Below are 15,045 nucleotides of genomic sequence, written 5' to 3'. Positions count from 1 at the left end.
GAGGAGCCATTCGCGGTAGCGGTTGGCGAGGTCGTCGTCGCGGCGTTTGCCGCGTTCGATGGTGGAGATGTGAGCGGGCCAGACGTTGAAGTGGTCCGCGATGGTCTGCAGGGTCATTCCCTTGGCGTGGCGCAGCGGGCGTAGGTCATCGACCTGCGGCACGGGTTGGGGGTGGACGATGTGGTGGTAGACCTCGCGGGCGACGGCGCGCTTGAGGTAGCGCATTACCTCCTTGTCGCTCTTTCCCTGAGCGGTGCGTTTGGCGATGTAGGACCGGGTGCGGGGGTCGCACGTCATGCGGACCAGGATGATCTGGTGCAGGGCGGCGTTGGCCTGGCGGTCACCGCCGGGGTTGAGGCGGTAGCGGGTGGTCTTACCCGAGGACGCAGGAATCGGGGCGGCGCCGCACAGGGCGGCGAAGGAGGCCTCGCTGGTGAGTCGGTCGGGGTTGTCGCCGGCGGCGATGAGCAGCGGGGCGGCGGTCACCGGCCCGATGCCGTGGGCGGCGCGCAGAGCGGGGGCAACGCGGGTGACCAGGGTGTCGAGGTCGGTCTCCAGTTCGGTGATCTCGGTGGTCAGGGCGCGGTGGCGGCGGGCGAGGTGGCGCATTGCCGTCAGGGTTGCCGGTTGGATGCCCTCGGTGGCCGGCCCGGGGCGCACGGCGGCGAGCTGGGCGTGTAGGTCGGCGTCGTTCAGGCCCCGGAAGCGAGCACGTAGGGCCTCGGGGGCGGTGACGAGCAGGCTCTTGATCTGCACGGCCGCCGCGGTGCGGGCCTTGAGGGCCGAGCGGCGCGCGATGGTCAGCACGCGGATGGCCTCGGCATCGCCATCGGCGTTCTTCGGGGTGGGCAGGTCATGCCCGGCGAGCACCGTGTGGGCGGCGGCGTAGGCGTCGATCGGGTCGCTCTTGCCACGCAGACGACGGACCTGACGGGTCGGGCGGATCGCCTCCACCACGACTACTCCGCCCTGGCGCAGGAACCGGGCCAGTTCGGCGCCGTAGGAGTTGGTCCCTTCCACCCCGATGGTGGTGATGCGGCCCAGGCTGGTGATGAAGGAGAGCAGGTCGCGCTACCCCTGGCTCGTGGTCGGGAACTGTGCATCGCCCAGTCGTGCACCGGTCGTGGCGATCACCGCCACGTGATGGGTCTCGGCGTGGGTGTCCACGCCGGCGATGACATCGATCAGTTCACTGGTCATGATGGTGGTGCCTTCCTCTAGCGGGACAGGCACACCGGCCAGGTGGGCAGACAAGACGTTGATGGGACTTTTGGTCGAGCTCCTATTAGGTCATGTCCACCTGGCCGGCATGCGCTTTACATGCCCCGGCGCAGGCCGACGGATCATGTCAAGGACCACCCCAGAGGGGGCGTCAGTCAGTGCCTGGGTCAGACCTCGCCGAAGCCCTTCCATCATCAACGTCAGTCAAGGAGCCTTACGCCACCGAGTGGAAGGAGAAGGTCCGGACCCGCATCCGGCGCTCCCACGGTGTCCTCGTGCTCGTCAGCAAGAACTCGCTCGACTCATCGGGCCAGAAGTGGGAGATCCAGTGCGCGAAGGAGGAGGGCAAGTCGATCCGCGGCATCTGGGCCTACAGCGACGACCGGTCGCGGCTGGCCGGTGTCCCGACCTACACCTGGGGCGACGCCAACATCGCCGGCTTCATCGACTCGCTCTGAGGCTGGGATGAACAAGGCACTGATCGTCGGGATCGACCACTACGACATGATCGGCTCGCTGCGCGGTGCGGTCAACGACGCGCACGCCGTCAAGGCCGTCCTCGAACGTCACGCCGACGGCACGCTCAACTTCGCCCAGCCCCGGATGTTGGCCGGCACGGGGCCCGACTCCCGGGTCACGCGCAGTGAGCTTCGTGCGGCCGTCGAGGAGCTGTTCCGCGACGACTCTGAGATCGCGCTGCTCTACTTTGCCGGCCACGGGTACATCGATGGCACCGGCGGGTTCCTGTGCGCCAGCGACTGCGCCGAGGGGCACGACGGCCTCGCCCTGGCGGATGTCATGTCCTACGCCAACAACTCCCCGGCCAAGAACAAGGTGATCATCCTCGACAGCTGCCACGGTGGCATCGCTGGTGCCAGCGCCCACGTCGCACAGGTGGCCGAGATCAGAGAGGGTGTCACCATCCTGACCGCGTCGACCGCAGAGCAGTACTCCATGGAGAGCGGGGGCTCCGGTGTCTTCACGACCCTGCTCGTCGATGCGCTCAACGGTGCCGCCGCCAATCTCGTCGGACAGGTTACCCCCGGGAGCGTCTACGCCCACATCGACCAGTCGCTCGGCGCCTGGGCACAGCGGCCAGTTTTCAAGACCAACGTCAAGAAGTTTGTCTCATTGCGGAACACGGACGCCCCGATCGCGCTGTCGGACCTCAAGAAGCTCACGACCCTGTTCGCGGAGCCGACCAAAGATCTCCAGCCGCAGGCGATGTGGTGGCACGACGTCATCCGCCAGCTCAACGCCTCCGGGACGGACGTCGTCAGCGTCGGCAACGTGACCAGTTGGAACCCGCCGGGCCTGCTGATCGCGCTACCGCGCTGGCAGCAGTGGTTGGTGCTCGCTCAAGAGACCGGCCTTATCGCCCAAGCTGAGGCGGCACTGACGACTCTTCCGCAACGAGAACAGCTGCGGGCGGGCGGTCATCGTAAGTGTCACTTATCCTTGAAGATGTCCCCGGACGTACTCGGATATTTGCTCCTGGACCTGACGAGTACCCGATACCGCCGCTAGTTGGCCGACTGGCCGGCGGCAATGTTGGAGGTCGTGTATAGCCTGCGAAACGTGTGGGGGCCTCGTACACACACGATCTGACAGGCCACTCATGGACCGCCCTCTAGCAGCGGCACGATCCACCACTCCCACACCATCCACTGTGTGGTGACCGCGGATAGGAAGACTGCTGGCGGCACGAGCATTCGCCACCACCATGAACTGCAAGGGAAGACCACACCCAGGAGCACCATTGTGACCGCAGTCGGAATGGCAGGCGCGGCCAGGGCAAATTGCTGAACAGTGGCCGGCCAGCAGGAACTATACACACACACGTACTCGGGGCCGAAGCCTCCGGTTCTCATATCAACCATGATGATTGCAAAGAGCCCGGTGATGCAGAGCCAGTAGATGGCACCAGCAATCAAGCCAGCCCGCGCGGAGGGACCTCGTGCGTCCACTGGCGTGCAGAGCGCCAGAGCGGCGACTGTGACCACTACGAGACCAGACCACGTCGCTGACGGATTGACGCCCGCAACCAGGCCGCGGGTATACGGGTCGATCACCCCGGTGGGATTGACCTGGGCGAGTGGCTGAACACCAAATCCCAACATCGCCCCTGAGTACGCGAGCAACACGATCGCCAAGAGCACCTGGACCACGCGGGCAACAGTGAGGCCGGGGTGCTGACCCGGCTCCCGGATGAACGCCGCGCTGCTCTCCGACTGGTTCTGGTCCACACCGCTCCGTGGCTGACTGCTCAGGTAATCTAGGGCGTCACGCTACTACGTGCCCAACGTCTCGAGTTTCTGGGCGAGGGCCCGGCCGCAGAGTTCCGCCTCTTGCTCGGTCGGCATCGGGTCGCCGTCTTCGAGGCCTGCTGCGCGGCGCAGCGCGTACTCGGACAGGGGGATGGGGTCCAGCACGCCAGGCCCCGTGATGAGCCTCTTGAATGCTGTGGCGACGTTTTCCGTGTCGCCCCCGAATCGCAGTTGGTAGAACTCGCTGATCCGACTCGAGGGGCCCGACTGATAGACCTGCCTCATGGACTCCGAGAACGGCTTGAATCCCGTGTTGAACCTGTCCCACGCAATGAGATAGGCGTCGGCGTCCGCCGCGACATCCGCATAGCCGAACCCACTCGCGTCGCTCACGCCGATGTTGTCGACCATCCAGTCGTAGACGTCACCGGAGCTGCTGGCTCGCTTGTAGTTGCCCCACGCCTGGAGGAGGTCCAGGGCCCACCCGCCCAGGTCTCCGACCCCGTACGAGTCCACTGCCGATGGAAGGCCCCATGTGTGGTATCCAAGAAACGTCGCTGCGAAGTGCTCGACATCCCTGCTGGTGACCGGCTTTGCTGGCGCCATCCCATCTATCGCCTGCAGGCAAGCAGCCTCGGCGAGCGCCTGGAAGCTGCTGGTGGGGTTGCGAGGTGTATATATAGGCCACATCAGTCCACCCCAGTACGTAGGCAACCGTAGAGAGTGAGCTATAATACTGGGTACGTCGCCGACAAAAACCTGTAGGGGCTGCAACGGCGAACTCGCCTCGCTAAGGGCCCGCTCGCACTCGATCTCGGCGCGGCAGACCCACTCGAAAACAGCATCGAAGCCGGTGTCTGTGGCAGCCCCCTCTCGCTCGACAGGTGGCGGAAGGATGTGGGTGAGATCGACGCTCGCCGCGCGCGATGAGACAACATCCTTGTCAATCGGGATCGACGTGCCGGCGAGATCGATGGGCAGTTCAACGATCTGGTTGTAGTGCCACTGGTCTGGCATACGGAAGCCCATGTTTCCGGAGTAGCCGGTGGACATCCCTGCGACGAAGGCGGCACTTGCAAGTCCAGCATCGATCACTCGCTGGCACACGTTTCGAGTGCCGTAGATCCCGACCTTGAGTTCGCGCTCGATCGCCCAGGCTAGTGCATCGTTCACGCCACGGAAATAGTCCATGACAGGGCCGCTAATTTCTGGGTCCTGGGCGTCGAAGTCCACGGCAAAGAACATCGTGGTGTCGTGCGGCAGTCCGAATACACGTGCCCGGTCAAGCGCCTCACGTCCGTGGACGAGTCCGTTAGCCCGCGTCATCACGGTTGCGGAGTTGTTGAAGCGCTGGTGGATAGGGAACAACTTAAAGCCAGCAGTTCGTAGTCCAGCAAACTCTTGCGACGTGATGTATTTGCTCGCTCCCACGACGTATCGACCAATATGTGTGAAGCCTGTGTTACGGGCGGCCGCGGCTTGTGCAGCAGTCAACTGGCGGTTGGTGTCGAAGCCCGCAGTCGAAATTGAGGTGTCCCCTGAGGACACGAGCAGGTTGCACCATGTGGTGTAGTCGCCCTCACCCGTTGCTGAGATCTCCATGAAGGATTGAAACTCCAGGGTTCTCGCTTCAGTCGTACTGTCGAATGCTCCTGTGAACGAAACCTCGTACTGGTTGCAGCGCAACGCCCCCTTGGAACAAGCGGACGAAGTTTGAGGCGTCGTCCTGGCTCCCAATCCCTACGGATGCCTGGTTGCGCAGCCCGTCCCGGGTACCTGGGCCGAAGTTTCCGTTGGCTTGGCCGTCGGCCATCCCGAATTCGTACTGCAGTCCAAACAACATGGAAGTTAGAACTTGGCGGGAAAATCTGCCGTCCGTCGCTCCGAGGGCGAAGTCGCGTCGCGAGGAGTAGGTGGCGTTAAGCCACTGCTGCACCTCCCGGATCTCGTGCGTCCCGCCGCTTCCAAAAGGGATTCGGTATGCGTCCATGGACATCAGGGAGGCCATCATCTTCACGTCGACGTAGGGTGTGCCGCCCCCAATTCCCAGGGCATCACGCACGTCTGATACCCCACTAGCGAGGCTCGTGAACGTTACTGGCGCACCCTCGTAAGTCCCTTGGAATCCCTTGCACCAAAGGCTCGCGCTTAAGAGTCGGAGGATGTTCTCGGCCGTCGTTGACGAGGTGATCTGACCTATCTGGGCGACAAATTGGGTGGTTGTTGCCGGCCCGAAGGCAGATGACAAAGGGGAGATCCCGAGTTCGACCTGAAGGCCGCGCCGCAGACCGTAAATGGTGTGCCAGCCGGTTTGTCCGTCTTCAAGGAGGGGCACCCAGCCCGCTCTTCCTCCGTACGTGGCGTTGAGCCATCCCTGCGCCCTGAGAACCTGGATATCCATACGTATTATCACTCCTATGTGCTGGTTTGCCCGTCGGCGCGGCGCAGCGGTTCAGCGATATGGTCGTTGCTGGTGTTTGTGGGTGGTAAAAGGGGCACACGAACTTTACCGGATGGGGTTCCTGCCGCGCCGCCCGGATGTGTTCGTCAGTTACGTGCGCGCGCCGAAGACTGGGTCTTGACCAGTTTCCGGACATTTGGTTGCGACTACGCGGGTGCCTGTTTTTAGTTCTGTGGTTTGACCTATGCGAAGTCCATCAGTGGACATCGCCGGAGTGCCATAATCGAGGACGCGCCGGAAGGGGCCACCGACCCTGTGAGGATGAATCAGAGGATTAGTTTCGCGCCCGCCCCCGGGGCCGGACCTACCGCTGGCACGACTGCCGACTTGCGCATCTGCTCGCTTCCCGGAGCGTGCGCCCTCGGGAGTCATTGTGAGGGCGCAGTGATGCCTAGAAGACAGTGTAAAGTCATCTATCTAGTCGACGATGGTCTCAGTCGGACAAGTCGACTCGAGGAACTCTTCGGCTCCTGATGTGTCGCCCTCCAGCAATGGGTCGATGTGATGGTCGATGGCAACTTCGAAGTTGACCCAATAAGCGCCGTAACGGCTCTCGGGAAAGGACCGAAGGATATCGACGGTCTCCGCGACGCCGGCTTCGTTACCGGCGTTAACCTGGTTGACTCCGGTCGACACCCAACTGCATCGCCAATCGATAGCCATCAGTGAACCGAAGAAGTCTTCCTCGTATAAGCACAGCAAGGGATCTTCGGGTTGACCTGCATCATCGGTAAGGATGCGACCGTTCTGAAGGTCGTCCAATTGTTGCTCCAGATGATCGAAACTCTCCGGTGGCCCGAACTGCGCCCCGGGAGCCAGTTGCAGAGTTTGGGCCGCTTCTCTCCGTTCGGCCTCTTGTTGAGCGCGCAACTCTTCGAGATTGTCTTCAAGGTCAGCGATTGCCTCTGAGACCCATCGAGGGTCCACGGACCCCGCAGGGCCCGAGCCCGGTGCGTCGGTGGCTCCTGGATCTGTGGCGGAACCTGAGTCACTATTAGAAAACTCCTGCGAAGTGGCAGACTCGGCCGGTGCGACAGAGGCGGCAGCGTCGAAATTGTGCACCGCAACTGCGGCCCCGCCAAAAAGTCCGAGTACCCCAACGATTGCCATGTACGATTTGAAGTTCCGAGTGATATTCATTCTACGCCCCTTAGAAGCCGAGGGTCCCTGAGAAGTTTGCATAAGCGTCGTTGGCCGGCATGCCAGTTGCCCGCGTATTTATTGCGAATTCTAGATACCTGCCCTGTGTGTAGGGGAATATGCCACTGCCGGAGTATGGGCTAAAGGTAAGACTGGTGTACCGGACGTCGTTTCGTTCTCGCAGACCCAGAGTCCACGTCCCGTTGGCCCAACCGTGCTCCCCCCACCAAATGGCCCGCCCCACTGTGCCCGAGAACGAAACTTGACTCGGTGCGGGGTTGATTCGCCAAGAGGTGTACATAGTCAGTTGGTGCCGCACCACTCCGCTTATCGACTCGGTGGCCTCAACAGTGATCGGCTCGGTGGCGGCCTTGGCCTGGTTGGCAAGCCCTACTGTCGTTTGCGCGCCGCCTGCTATTAAGGAAAAAGCGACCAATGTGGCGATTGCATGCTTCCGCAACATCATCGCACTCCGCTCGCAAGTTGGAGCGTGATCAGACTTTCAAACGCGCTGTCAGCCAAGCGAGGATTGCGCAGCAAATTAGCCCCCTGATTCAGATCCGTATCTCGTATCGTCATTGACGTCCGCCCCCAATTGATCCTCAAGCATAGGTGCTGTTTCGGATTTGTCAACGGTCCGCGTTGACTCATAAGAAACCTCCGCGTAGGTCGATACGTTGCCTCAGATGATTTCCTCCGCGTAGCGGTTGGGAGTCGGGTTCGGGGCGGGTGTCGGGGTACGCCCGTGTTATGGAGCTCACGATGAGTCAACGTCAGGCTGTGACGAAGAAGAAGGCCCTTGCCTACCAGCGCACAGGCCGAGCCGGGAAGACCCGGATTCTGGATGAATTGGTCGAGATGACGGGGTGGCATCGGGACCATGCCCGGGCGGCACTTCGGCAGGCGCTGCGCCTGAAGATCGTCAAGCCCCGCACTGGGCGCCCGGCAACCTACGGCCAGGACCTGTTGCCGGCGCTGATCACGTGCTGGGCGGTGCTGCGGGCCCCGGCGGGCAAGATTCTGGCACCGATGCTGCCAACCATGGTCACACTGCTGCGCCGGGATAAGGAGATCGTCCTGACCGATGCCCAGGCCGGGTTGCTCTCGCAGATGAGCGCGGCCACGATCGACCGCAGGTTGGCACCGGAGCGGGCCAAACTTTTCCCCCGGGGACGCTCCCACACCAAGCCCGGGACGCTGTTGAAGTCACAGATCCCGATCCGCACCTGGGCGGACTGGGACGATGCGGTGCCGGGGTTCGTGGAGATCGATCTGGTGGGCCACGAGGGCGGCAACGCCACCGGCGAACACGCCTATACCCTGACGGTCACTGACATCGCCACGGGGTGGACGGTGAACCGCTCGGTGCGCAACAAGGCCGCGAAATGGGTGTTTGAGGCCCTGGAGCACGTGACGGCGGTGTTCCCCTTCCCGATCGCCGGGATCGATTCGGACAACGGGTCGGAGTTCATTAACGAGCACCTGCTGCGGTACTGCACCGACCGCAAGATCCCCTTCACCAGGTCCCGGCCAGGCAACAGCAACGACGGCGCGCACGTGGAGCAGAAGAACTGGGCACGGGTGCGTGAACTGGTCGGCTACCTGCGCTACGACACCGGTGCCGAACTGGACCTGCTCAACCAGATCTGGGAGGCCGACCGGATCTTCACCAACTACCTGCTGCCCCAGCAGAAGTTGATCTTCAAGCAACGTCACGGCGCGAAAGTCACCAAGAAACACGACCGGGCCACCATCCCACATCAGCGCGCCATCGCCCACCCAGCGGTGCGCAAGATGCCCGTGATCCGGATGAACGCCGCGTTCAAGCAGATCAAACCCGCAGCACTATCGCGGGGGATCCTGGCCCTGACCGGCCAACTCCAGACCCTCGCCACCGCCAAGGCACCCGCCCCGGTCAAACCCGCTGTGAACCACGCCTGGAACTCCTAACCCTGGCGGAGGTTCCTACTTGAGGCAACGATCAACCTTGCCGGAGGTATTGCAATGAGGCAACAGGCGGTCCGCGTTGACACCTCAAGTGGCGGTTAAACGGTGATGCTGATGGGTATGGGAGTGTCCTGTCGATGGCGACACGTGCCGATGTGACGAGCAAGTACTCGGCTACTGGCCTCGTCCGCCGAACCAGCGAAGCGGCAGCGCTACCGATGGCTCGCTGGTTGTCGACCGACTGCTAGATCCGGAGAGCACGAGAACCCGGCTGCCGCACGCGGTCTCGGGGTAGCGCAACTCCATGCCCGCCAAGCCTAGAGCACCGCAGATCCCAGCCCCCGAGGCTTCCACCACGTGCAGCGCCCCCGATAGCACCGCGTAGCAGTGAGTCAGGACACGCTGCGACGGTCGAGCGCTCAGGCGGCGCCGCTAAGCCAGGAGCCTTGCCGCGCGGGTCTAACGGGATCTGCAGGGTGCCTCGCAGAAACGGTGCCAACTTCGATGGCAAAAGCGGCACCCTGGCCATGTGTGACGCCGGGTAACGAACCGCCGAATCTCAACCATCACGCCCGGCGACGGAGTGACAAGTTCGCTGGCATCTCACAAATCCGTTCCACCCGCCGCGGGTGGTGATGGCGCAAGGGGAAGTGTGCCGTCGCCGCCCGCGGCGTTTGACGTTCTCCAGCGGGGTGCTGACCCGCAGTTCTCAGACGTCTGCCGAACCTTCGCGGTAGATCTTGGCCCTGTCGATCTTTCCCCCGACGAGGTCGAACACGGCGACGAGGGTTGCGCTCTTCGATTCGCCGCCATGGGTCCAGGTCTCGGTCATCTCCGCGACGACCGTGTTGCCGCCGTCGATCGTGCGTGTGAGCGCGAGACGCGGCCTGATGGAACGCATCGCTCCTTCGAAGAAGGACCGGAGTTCGCCTCCGGGCACGGTGTAGTCACCGGTGATCCACGTGGCCGAGGGGGTGAAGTCAGCGAGAAGGCGATCGGGATCGGCGGCGTTGAAGGCGTCGATGTGCCGGTGAAGCAACTCCTCTGCGAATGCCATCCGTCAATCATGGCGGGGCAGGGTGGGCCGGTGCTGGGCGAGGACCTGTGACTCCTGCCACTTCCGGAGCCGCTCGCGGAGTTGGGATCATAGGGTCATGATCAACACCACCCCCCACGCCTCCGCACCGGCAAAGCACGCGCAACCCTTCCGCCCCCTGGTGGGGCCGGCCTTGATCGGCGTGTGCGTCCTACACACGGTGGTCGCCGTGACGGGTGCCGGCTCCGAACTGACCGATGCGGCACGGCAGGGGTGGGCTGGGGCTTTCACCGGGGAGCGGGCGGTGGTCCAGTGGTTCCTGATGACCGGGTTGGTGGGCCTGGTAGCCGGTGTGGCGATCACGGTGATCGAACGCGCCGGGCCGCTGCCGTGGTCGGTGAGCCTGACGCTGCTGGTGGTCGCCCTGATCGGGGTGAGCATGGCGCCCACGTCCGGGTTCGTGCTCGTGGGTTTGGTAGGCCTGCTCGCCGTCATCCGGTCCGCCTCCACCCGGCGCGGACGGGGCGGGTGAGTAGCCCTCACCTGTCGAAGTCAGCATTGTTCGGCTCAACCGGCCGCTTCAGCCGAGCAATGTTGGCTTCGGCGACAGTCCGTCAAGCGGCCGAAGGATCACGCACCGGACCCCTGACGAGGTCCCAGCGGTTCGCACCGCGTTGCACCCACCGCTCGCACACCGCAGTTTCGAAGGCGAAACCCAGGTGAGGATTCCTGAAGGTCGATAGCCTCTACCTATCAAGTGTCGACAGCAGGGAGCACACACAGATGCGGTTGCGGGCCATGTTGGCTGAGATTTCGGCGGCGGTGCTCGTTACGGCGGCTACCGCCGGGTGCAGCGTGGAGGGTGGCGCTCAAGACGTTCAGCCGGAAACTCCGCAGGACGCGGCTGCGCCGCATGAGCCGACGGCCTCGGACCGGCCGGCTCCGGGCACCGGCACACCCTCGGCCCGGCCGACCCCGACCCCGGACTTCCCTGAGGGGTATTACGTCGTCAACAATGGTCGGGCGGCGGTGCCTGAGCGCGGCGGTGCCGGATGCGACGGCCTACCCAGCCTGGAGCCGCGGTCCGACGACACCGACGACCGTGTCCACGGGTACTGGTACTCCGAACTGCGCGACGTCAATCCGATCGACGGCGCGAGGGGCGAGGCCATCCACGACGAACACGACCAGCCCGTGGCCTATGTCGCCGCACCCGGTGACACCATGTCCGCAATCGCGGCCCGATTCTGCATCGACCATTACCCCTACCTCGAGTGGATCAACGCCATCCGCCGTGGTGAAGGCACATCGATCACGGACACCGGCTCGATGCCCGTCTATGCGGGAGACACCCTCAACCTCGATCCGTACACCATCGCCACGGTCGGAGATGAGAACGGCGTCGTACGCGACAACGCCATCGACTTCCACATACCACCGCAGCACTGAGCAGTTGCTCGGACCCGACTACTGGAGCGCACGAGCCGCCGTCAGTCGAGTGCCGGGATGAACCGCGTGTGACGGCGAGCCGCATCCCTCACGTGCTCGCGCGCACCACCAGTTCCACCGGCATCGTCACCGACTTCGGCCCCGCGCCGTCGATGATGTCCAGCAACAGGGTGACCATCTCGGTGCTGATCTGGGCGAAAGGTTGATGCATCGTGGTCAGCGGGGGGTCGAGCGTGCCCGCCATGCCGGAGTCGTCGAAGCCTCCCACTGCCACGTCGTCGGGCACCACCTTGCCGGCCCTGCGCAGGGTGGTCAGTGCCCCGGCGGCCATCAGGTCCGAGGCGGCGAAGACCGCATCCAGATCAGGGGCTTGCTGCAGCAACTGGGCCATCGCCGCCGAACCGGACTCGGCCGAGTAGTCCCCGTGGGCCACCAGCGCCTCATCGGCGTCATCGCCCAGTTCCTCGAAGTAGCCGGCCAGGCGGAACTTGCCGCCGGGGGTGTCCAGCGGACCAGTGATGGTGGCGATCCGGCGCCGTCCCCGCTCGCGTAGGTGGCGCACCATGGTCCTGGCGCCGCCCACCTCATCAACGGCAACCGAGGGCACCCGGCCCTCCGCCCCGAGCGGCACTCCGCAGGCCACAATCGGGACGTTGAGCGCCAACAGCGAATCCAGTAGTGGCTCCTGCTCATGGGAGGAGATCAGCAGTACCCCGTCCACGTGCCCGGCCCCCACGTACTGGGCCACGTGCTCCCGCTCGGCGTCGGTGGAGGCCACCAGCAGCACCAGTGTCATGCCCCGGCTGGACAGCGCCTCGGCGGCACCGCGTAGCAGCACCGCGAACGTCGGGTCGGTGAACAACAACTGCTGCGGTTCGGTGAGCAGGAACGTCACGGAGTTCGCCCGGCCGGTGACCAGGCTGCGGGCATGCTGGTTCGCCCGGTAGCCCGTGATGCGGATAGCGCGCTCCACCGCCGCCCGCGCTTCCGGCGAGACCCAGTGCCCACCGTTGATCACGCGCGACACGGTCCCTCGCGAGACGCCCGCCTCGGCGGCGACGTCGCGAATCGTAGGACGACGGTGCACGGTCACAGAAGGGACTTTAGACCCGTTCTCACCCCGGGATCAGGCAAAACTCACCTAGTGAGACCGTGCACGGTCACAGTTCGGTTACGGCACGATATGCGCGGGTTACAACCTTGCTGATGGCCGCTAGGCTGTGCACGATCCCAGTTGACACCGGCGCTTCTGTTTCTCGGGGCGCCGGTGACCCGAGTTGATGGAGTGTGCATGATCACCAGCCCGTGGATGGGCATTCCGACGGTGGCTTTCGGCGGGGACTACAACCCCGAGCAGTGGCCGCGGAAGACCTGGGAGGACGATGTCGCCCTGATGCGTCAGGCCGGGGTGAACATGGTCAGCCTGGGAATGTTCTCCTGGGTGTTCATGGAGCCGGAGGAAGGGGTCTTCGACTTCGGCTGGCTCGATGACCTGCTGGACCTGCTGCACGGCGGGGGCATCTCGGTGGACCTGGCCACCCCGACCGCCTCCCCGCCGGCCTGGTTCTACCATGCTTATCCACAGGCCCGGGTGCGTACGCGGGACGGAGTGCCGCTGGGGCCGGGCTCGCGGGGGATGGCCTCGCCCAACTCCCCGGAGTACCGTGCCGCCGCGGTGCGGATCGCCACGGAACTGGCCAAGCGGTACGCCGACCACCCCGCCGTCGTGATGTGGCACGTGCACAACGAGTACGGAGCGCCGGTCGGAGCCGACTACTCCGACAACGCGGCCCGGGAGTTCCGCCTCTGGTTGCAGCAGCGCTACACCGACCTGGACGGGCTGAACAAGGCCTGGGGCACGGCGTTCTGGGGTCAGGCCTACTCCGACTGGTCCCACGTCAACCCGCCCGGACCCACGCCGTCGGTGGGCAACCCCTCCCAGAGCCTGGACTTCGCCCGCTTCACCGACCACCAGTTGCGCCAGTGCTACATCGCCGAGCGCGACGCGATCCGGGCACACGCGCGCCAGCCGATCACCACCAACTTCATGGCGAACGAGTGCCCCACCACGGACCTGTTCGCCTGGGCCAAGGAAGTGGACATCGTCTCCAACGACCACTACCTGACCGCCGCCGACCCGCAAGGCCACATCGGCCTTGCCCTGGCCGCGGACCTGACTCGCTCGGTGGGTGGTGGCAAGCCGTGGATCATGATGGAGCACTCCACCTCCGCAGTGAACTGGCAACCGCGCAACGTGGCCAAACGGCCCGGCGAGATGGCCCGCAACTCCCTGGGTCACCTGGCCCGCGGGGCCGATGCGATCTGCTTCTTCCAGTGGCGGGCCTCCCGCTCCGGCGCGGAGAAGTTCCACTCCGCGATGCTCCCGCACGCCGGCACCGACTCGCGGATCTGGCGCGAGGTGCGCCGGCTCGGCACCACGCTGGGCCAACTGGGCGAGATCGCCGGTTCCACCGTGCGGGCCGAGGCCGCGATCCTGTGGGACACCGAGTCGCACTGGGCCCAGTCCCTGGAGTGGCGGCCGAGCGTGGACGTGGACGCCAAGGAGCGCACCCGCGCCTACTACGAACGCCTCTGGCGCGACGGGATCACCACCGACTTCGTCCACCCCGAGTCGGACCTGAGCACCTACAAACTGGTGGTCGCCCCGGCCTCCTACCTGCTCACCGAGACGGCGGCGGCGAATCTGACCCGCTACGTCGCCCAAGGCGGCACACTGGTCGTCTCCTTCTTCTCCGCGGTGGTCGACGCGCACGACGCCGTCCATGAGGGCGGGTTCGGAGCGCCGCTGCGGGAGGCACTGGGGGTGAGCGTGGAGGAGTTCCTGCCGATGCGTTCCGGTGAGCGGGCCGCACTCAGTTGGCTCGAGCCCGAGGGCGGGGTGCGCGAGCTGCCCGTGGACACCTGGCAGGAAGCGGTGACCACCCACGGCGCGCAGGTGCGCGCCACCTTCGCTTCCGGTCCGGCCGCCGAGCCCGGTTACTTCCAGGACCGCGACGCCGGCGCCGGTCACCCGGCCTCAGCAGCACCCGACGGCGACTCCGCACCGGGCAGCGCCGGTGGCGCCGCCGCCGGGGACGGCCGGGCAGGAGCCGAGGAAACCAGCCACGGCATGCCGGCGATCACCCGGCACAGTCATGGCTCCGGCACCGGCTGGTACGTGGCGACGAAACTGGACGTGCAGCACCTGGCCCCGGTTCTGGGTGCCGCCTATGCCGACGCCGGACTGTCGCCGTCGACCCTTCCCGAGCAGGTGGAAGTGGTGCGCCGGCACGGTAGCGGCGGTAACTACGTCGTCGCCCTCAACCACTCCCACGTCGGGGCCACCGTGCCCTTGGAGCCCGGTGCGCAGGACCTGCTCACCGGCACCCCGTTGTCCGGTCCGCTGGACCTACCCGCCGGCGGTCACGCCGTCGTGCGCGTTCCCGTTACCGACTCCCCCGAGGTCGACTGACCCCGGGTATCCCTCCATCCCCTAACCGCCACGGCCCGTCACCGGACCGGTG

At 64.9% G+C, this 15,045-nt stretch carries 14 protein-coding genes; 6 read left to right on the top strand and 8 right to left on the bottom strand.

From position 1 onward, the window contains the following. Both ACO0LU_RS17070 and ACO0LU_RS17065 read right to left on the bottom strand, forming a co-directional pair. Positions 1 to 1,065: IS110 family transposase (locus tag ACO0LU_RS17070; protein ID WP_424792120.1), on the bottom strand; the 1,065-nt coding region annotated here is incomplete at its 3' end. Positions 1,066 to 1,071: 6 nt separating this feature from the next. Continuing rightward, positions 1,072 to 1,254, bottom strand: coding sequence for a hypothetical protein (locus tag ACO0LU_RS17065; protein ID WP_424790166.1), 183 nt, complete (start codon positions 1,252 to 1,254; stop codon positions 1,072 to 1,074). Between the two features lie 38 nt (positions 1,255 to 1,292). Between ACO0LU_RS17065 and ACO0LU_RS17060 the strand changes: the two genes are divergently transcribed. Both ACO0LU_RS17060 and ACO0LU_RS17055 read left to right on the top strand, forming a co-directional pair. After that, a complete protein-coding gene (locus ACO0LU_RS17060) occupies positions 1,293 to 1,679 on the top strand; it encodes a TIR domain-containing protein (protein WP_424792545.1) in 387 nt (128 codons plus the stop codon). Between the two features lie 7 nt (positions 1,680 to 1,686). Continuing rightward, positions 1,687 to 2,748: a caspase family protein gene (locus ACO0LU_RS17055; protein ID WP_424792544.1), complete on the top strand. Its 1,062-nt coding sequence runs from the start codon at positions 1,687 to 1,689 to the stop codon at positions 2,746 to 2,748. Between the two features lie 89 nt (positions 2,749 to 2,837). Here ACO0LU_RS17055 and ACO0LU_RS17050 read toward each other — a convergent pair whose 3' ends face one another. The 4 genes from ACO0LU_RS17050 to ACO0LU_RS17035 form a co-directional block, all read right to left on the bottom strand. After that, positions 2,838 to 3,467 (bottom strand): hypothetical protein, encoded by a 630-nt coding sequence (locus ACO0LU_RS17050; RefSeq protein WP_424792543.1) that lies wholly within the window; start codon positions 3,465 to 3,467, stop codon positions 2,838 to 2,840. 45 nt (positions 3,468 to 3,512) lie between these two features. Then, complete coding sequence (locus ACO0LU_RS17045) at positions 3,513 to 5,090, bottom strand: glycoside hydrolase domain-containing protein (RefSeq protein ID WP_424792542.1); 1,578 nt, start codon at positions 5,088 to 5,090, stop codon at positions 3,513 to 3,515. A gap of 28 nt (positions 5,091 to 5,118) precedes the next feature. Further along, positions 5,119 to 5,889 (bottom strand): hypothetical protein, encoded by a 771-nt coding sequence (locus ACO0LU_RS17040; RefSeq protein ID WP_424792541.1) that lies wholly within the window; start codon positions 5,887 to 5,889, stop codon positions 5,119 to 5,121. 477 nt (positions 5,890 to 6,366) lie between these two features. Continuing rightward, positions 6,367 to 7,089: a hypothetical protein gene (locus ACO0LU_RS17035; protein ID WP_424792540.1), complete on the bottom strand. Its 723-nt coding sequence runs from the start codon at positions 7,087 to 7,089 to the stop codon at positions 6,367 to 6,369. A 762-nt stretch (positions 7,090 to 7,851) separates the two neighbouring features. Here ACO0LU_RS17035 and ACO0LU_RS17030 point away from each other — a divergent pair. Further along, the gene (locus ACO0LU_RS17030; protein ID WP_424792539.1) at positions 7,852 to 9,039 is read left to right on the top strand and encodes an integrase catalytic domain-containing protein; all 1,188 of its coding nucleotides are present in this window, start codon (positions 7,852 to 7,854) and stop codon (positions 9,037 to 9,039) included. Between the two features lie 706 nt (positions 9,040 to 9,745). Here ACO0LU_RS17030 and ACO0LU_RS17025 read toward each other — a convergent pair. Continuing rightward, the gene (locus ACO0LU_RS17025) at positions 9,746 to 10,093 is read right to left on the bottom strand and encodes a nuclear transport factor 2 family protein (RefSeq protein ID WP_424792538.1); all 348 of its coding nucleotides are present in this window, start codon (positions 10,091 to 10,093) and stop codon (positions 9,746 to 9,748) included. 97 nt (positions 10,094 to 10,190) lie between these two features. On the opposite strand from ACO0LU_RS17025, the gene ACO0LU_RS17020 reads away from it, so the two are divergent. Next, positions 10,191 to 10,604 (top strand): DUF6463 family protein, encoded by a 414-nt coding sequence (locus ACO0LU_RS17020; protein ID WP_424792537.1) that lies wholly within the window; start codon positions 10,191 to 10,193, stop codon positions 10,602 to 10,604. 266 nt (positions 10,605 to 10,870) lie between these two features. After that, positions 10,871 to 11,521: a hypothetical protein gene (locus ACO0LU_RS17015; RefSeq protein WP_424792536.1), complete on the top strand. Its 651-nt coding sequence runs from the start codon at positions 10,871 to 10,873 to the stop codon at positions 11,519 to 11,521. An 88-nt stretch (positions 11,522 to 11,609) separates the two neighbouring features. Here the strand turns inward: ACO0LU_RS17015 and ACO0LU_RS17010 are convergent, their stop codons facing one another. Beyond that, positions 11,610 to 12,614: a LacI family DNA-binding transcriptional regulator gene (locus ACO0LU_RS17010; RefSeq protein ID WP_424792535.1), complete on the bottom strand. Its 1,005-nt coding sequence runs from the start codon at positions 12,612 to 12,614 to the stop codon at positions 11,610 to 11,612. Positions 12,615 to 12,812: 198 nt separating this feature from the next. Here ACO0LU_RS17010 and ACO0LU_RS17005 point away from each other — a divergent pair, with 198 nt between their 5' ends. Continuing rightward, positions 12,813 to 14,993, top strand: coding sequence for a beta-galactosidase (locus tag ACO0LU_RS17005; RefSeq protein ID WP_424792534.1), 2,181 nt, complete (start codon positions 12,813 to 12,815; stop codon positions 14,991 to 14,993). The last annotated feature ends 52 nt before the right edge of the window (positions 14,994 to 15,045 follow it).

This window comes from Pseudactinotalea sp. Z1748 (genome assembly GCF_049725185.1).
GTDB lineage: Bacteria > Actinomycetota > Actinomycetes > Actinomycetales > Beutenbergiaceae > CALKWS01.
The sequence above is the reverse complement of the archived record's forward strand: the minus strand, read 5'-3'. Positions and strand labels throughout refer to the sequence as shown.

Excerpts from the sequence above, each read along its gene's own strand:
- ACO0LU_RS17060 (WP_424792545.1), top strand. The coding sequence starts at position 1,293 with ATGTCCACCTGGCCGGCATGCGCTTTACATGCCCCGGCGCAGGCCGAC.
- ACO0LU_RS17055 (WP_424792544.1), top strand. The coding sequence starts at position 1,687 with ATGAACAAGGCACTGATCGTCGGGATCGACCACTACGACATGATCGGC.
- ACO0LU_RS17045 (WP_424792542.1), bottom strand. The coding sequence starts at position 5,090 with ATGGAGATCTCAGCAACGGGTGAGGGCGACTACACCACATGGTGCAAC.
- ACO0LU_RS17040 (WP_424792541.1), bottom strand. The coding sequence starts at position 5,889 with ATGGATATCCAGGTTCTCAGGGCGCAGGGATGGCTCAACGCCACGTAC.
- ACO0LU_RS17035 (WP_424792540.1), bottom strand. The coding sequence starts at position 7,089 with ATGAATATCACTCGGAACTTCAAATCGTACATGGCAATCGTTGGGGTA.
- ACO0LU_RS17030 (WP_424792539.1), top strand. The coding sequence starts at position 7,852 with ATGAGTCAACGTCAGGCTGTGACGAAGAAGAAGGCCCTTGCCTACCAG.
- ACO0LU_RS17025 (WP_424792538.1), bottom strand. The coding sequence starts at position 10,093 with ATGGCATTCGCAGAGGAGTTGCTTCACCGGCACATCGACGCCTTCAAC.
- ACO0LU_RS17020 (WP_424792537.1), top strand. The coding sequence starts at position 10,191 with ATGATCAACACCACCCCCCACGCCTCCGCACCGGCAAAGCACGCGCAA.
- ACO0LU_RS17015 (WP_424792536.1), top strand. The coding sequence starts at position 10,871 with ATGTTGGCTGAGATTTCGGCGGCGGTGCTCGTTACGGCGGCTACCGCC.
- ACO0LU_RS17005 (WP_424792534.1), top strand. The coding sequence starts at position 12,813 with ATGATCACCAGCCCGTGGATGGGCATTCCGACGGTGGCTTTCGGCGGG.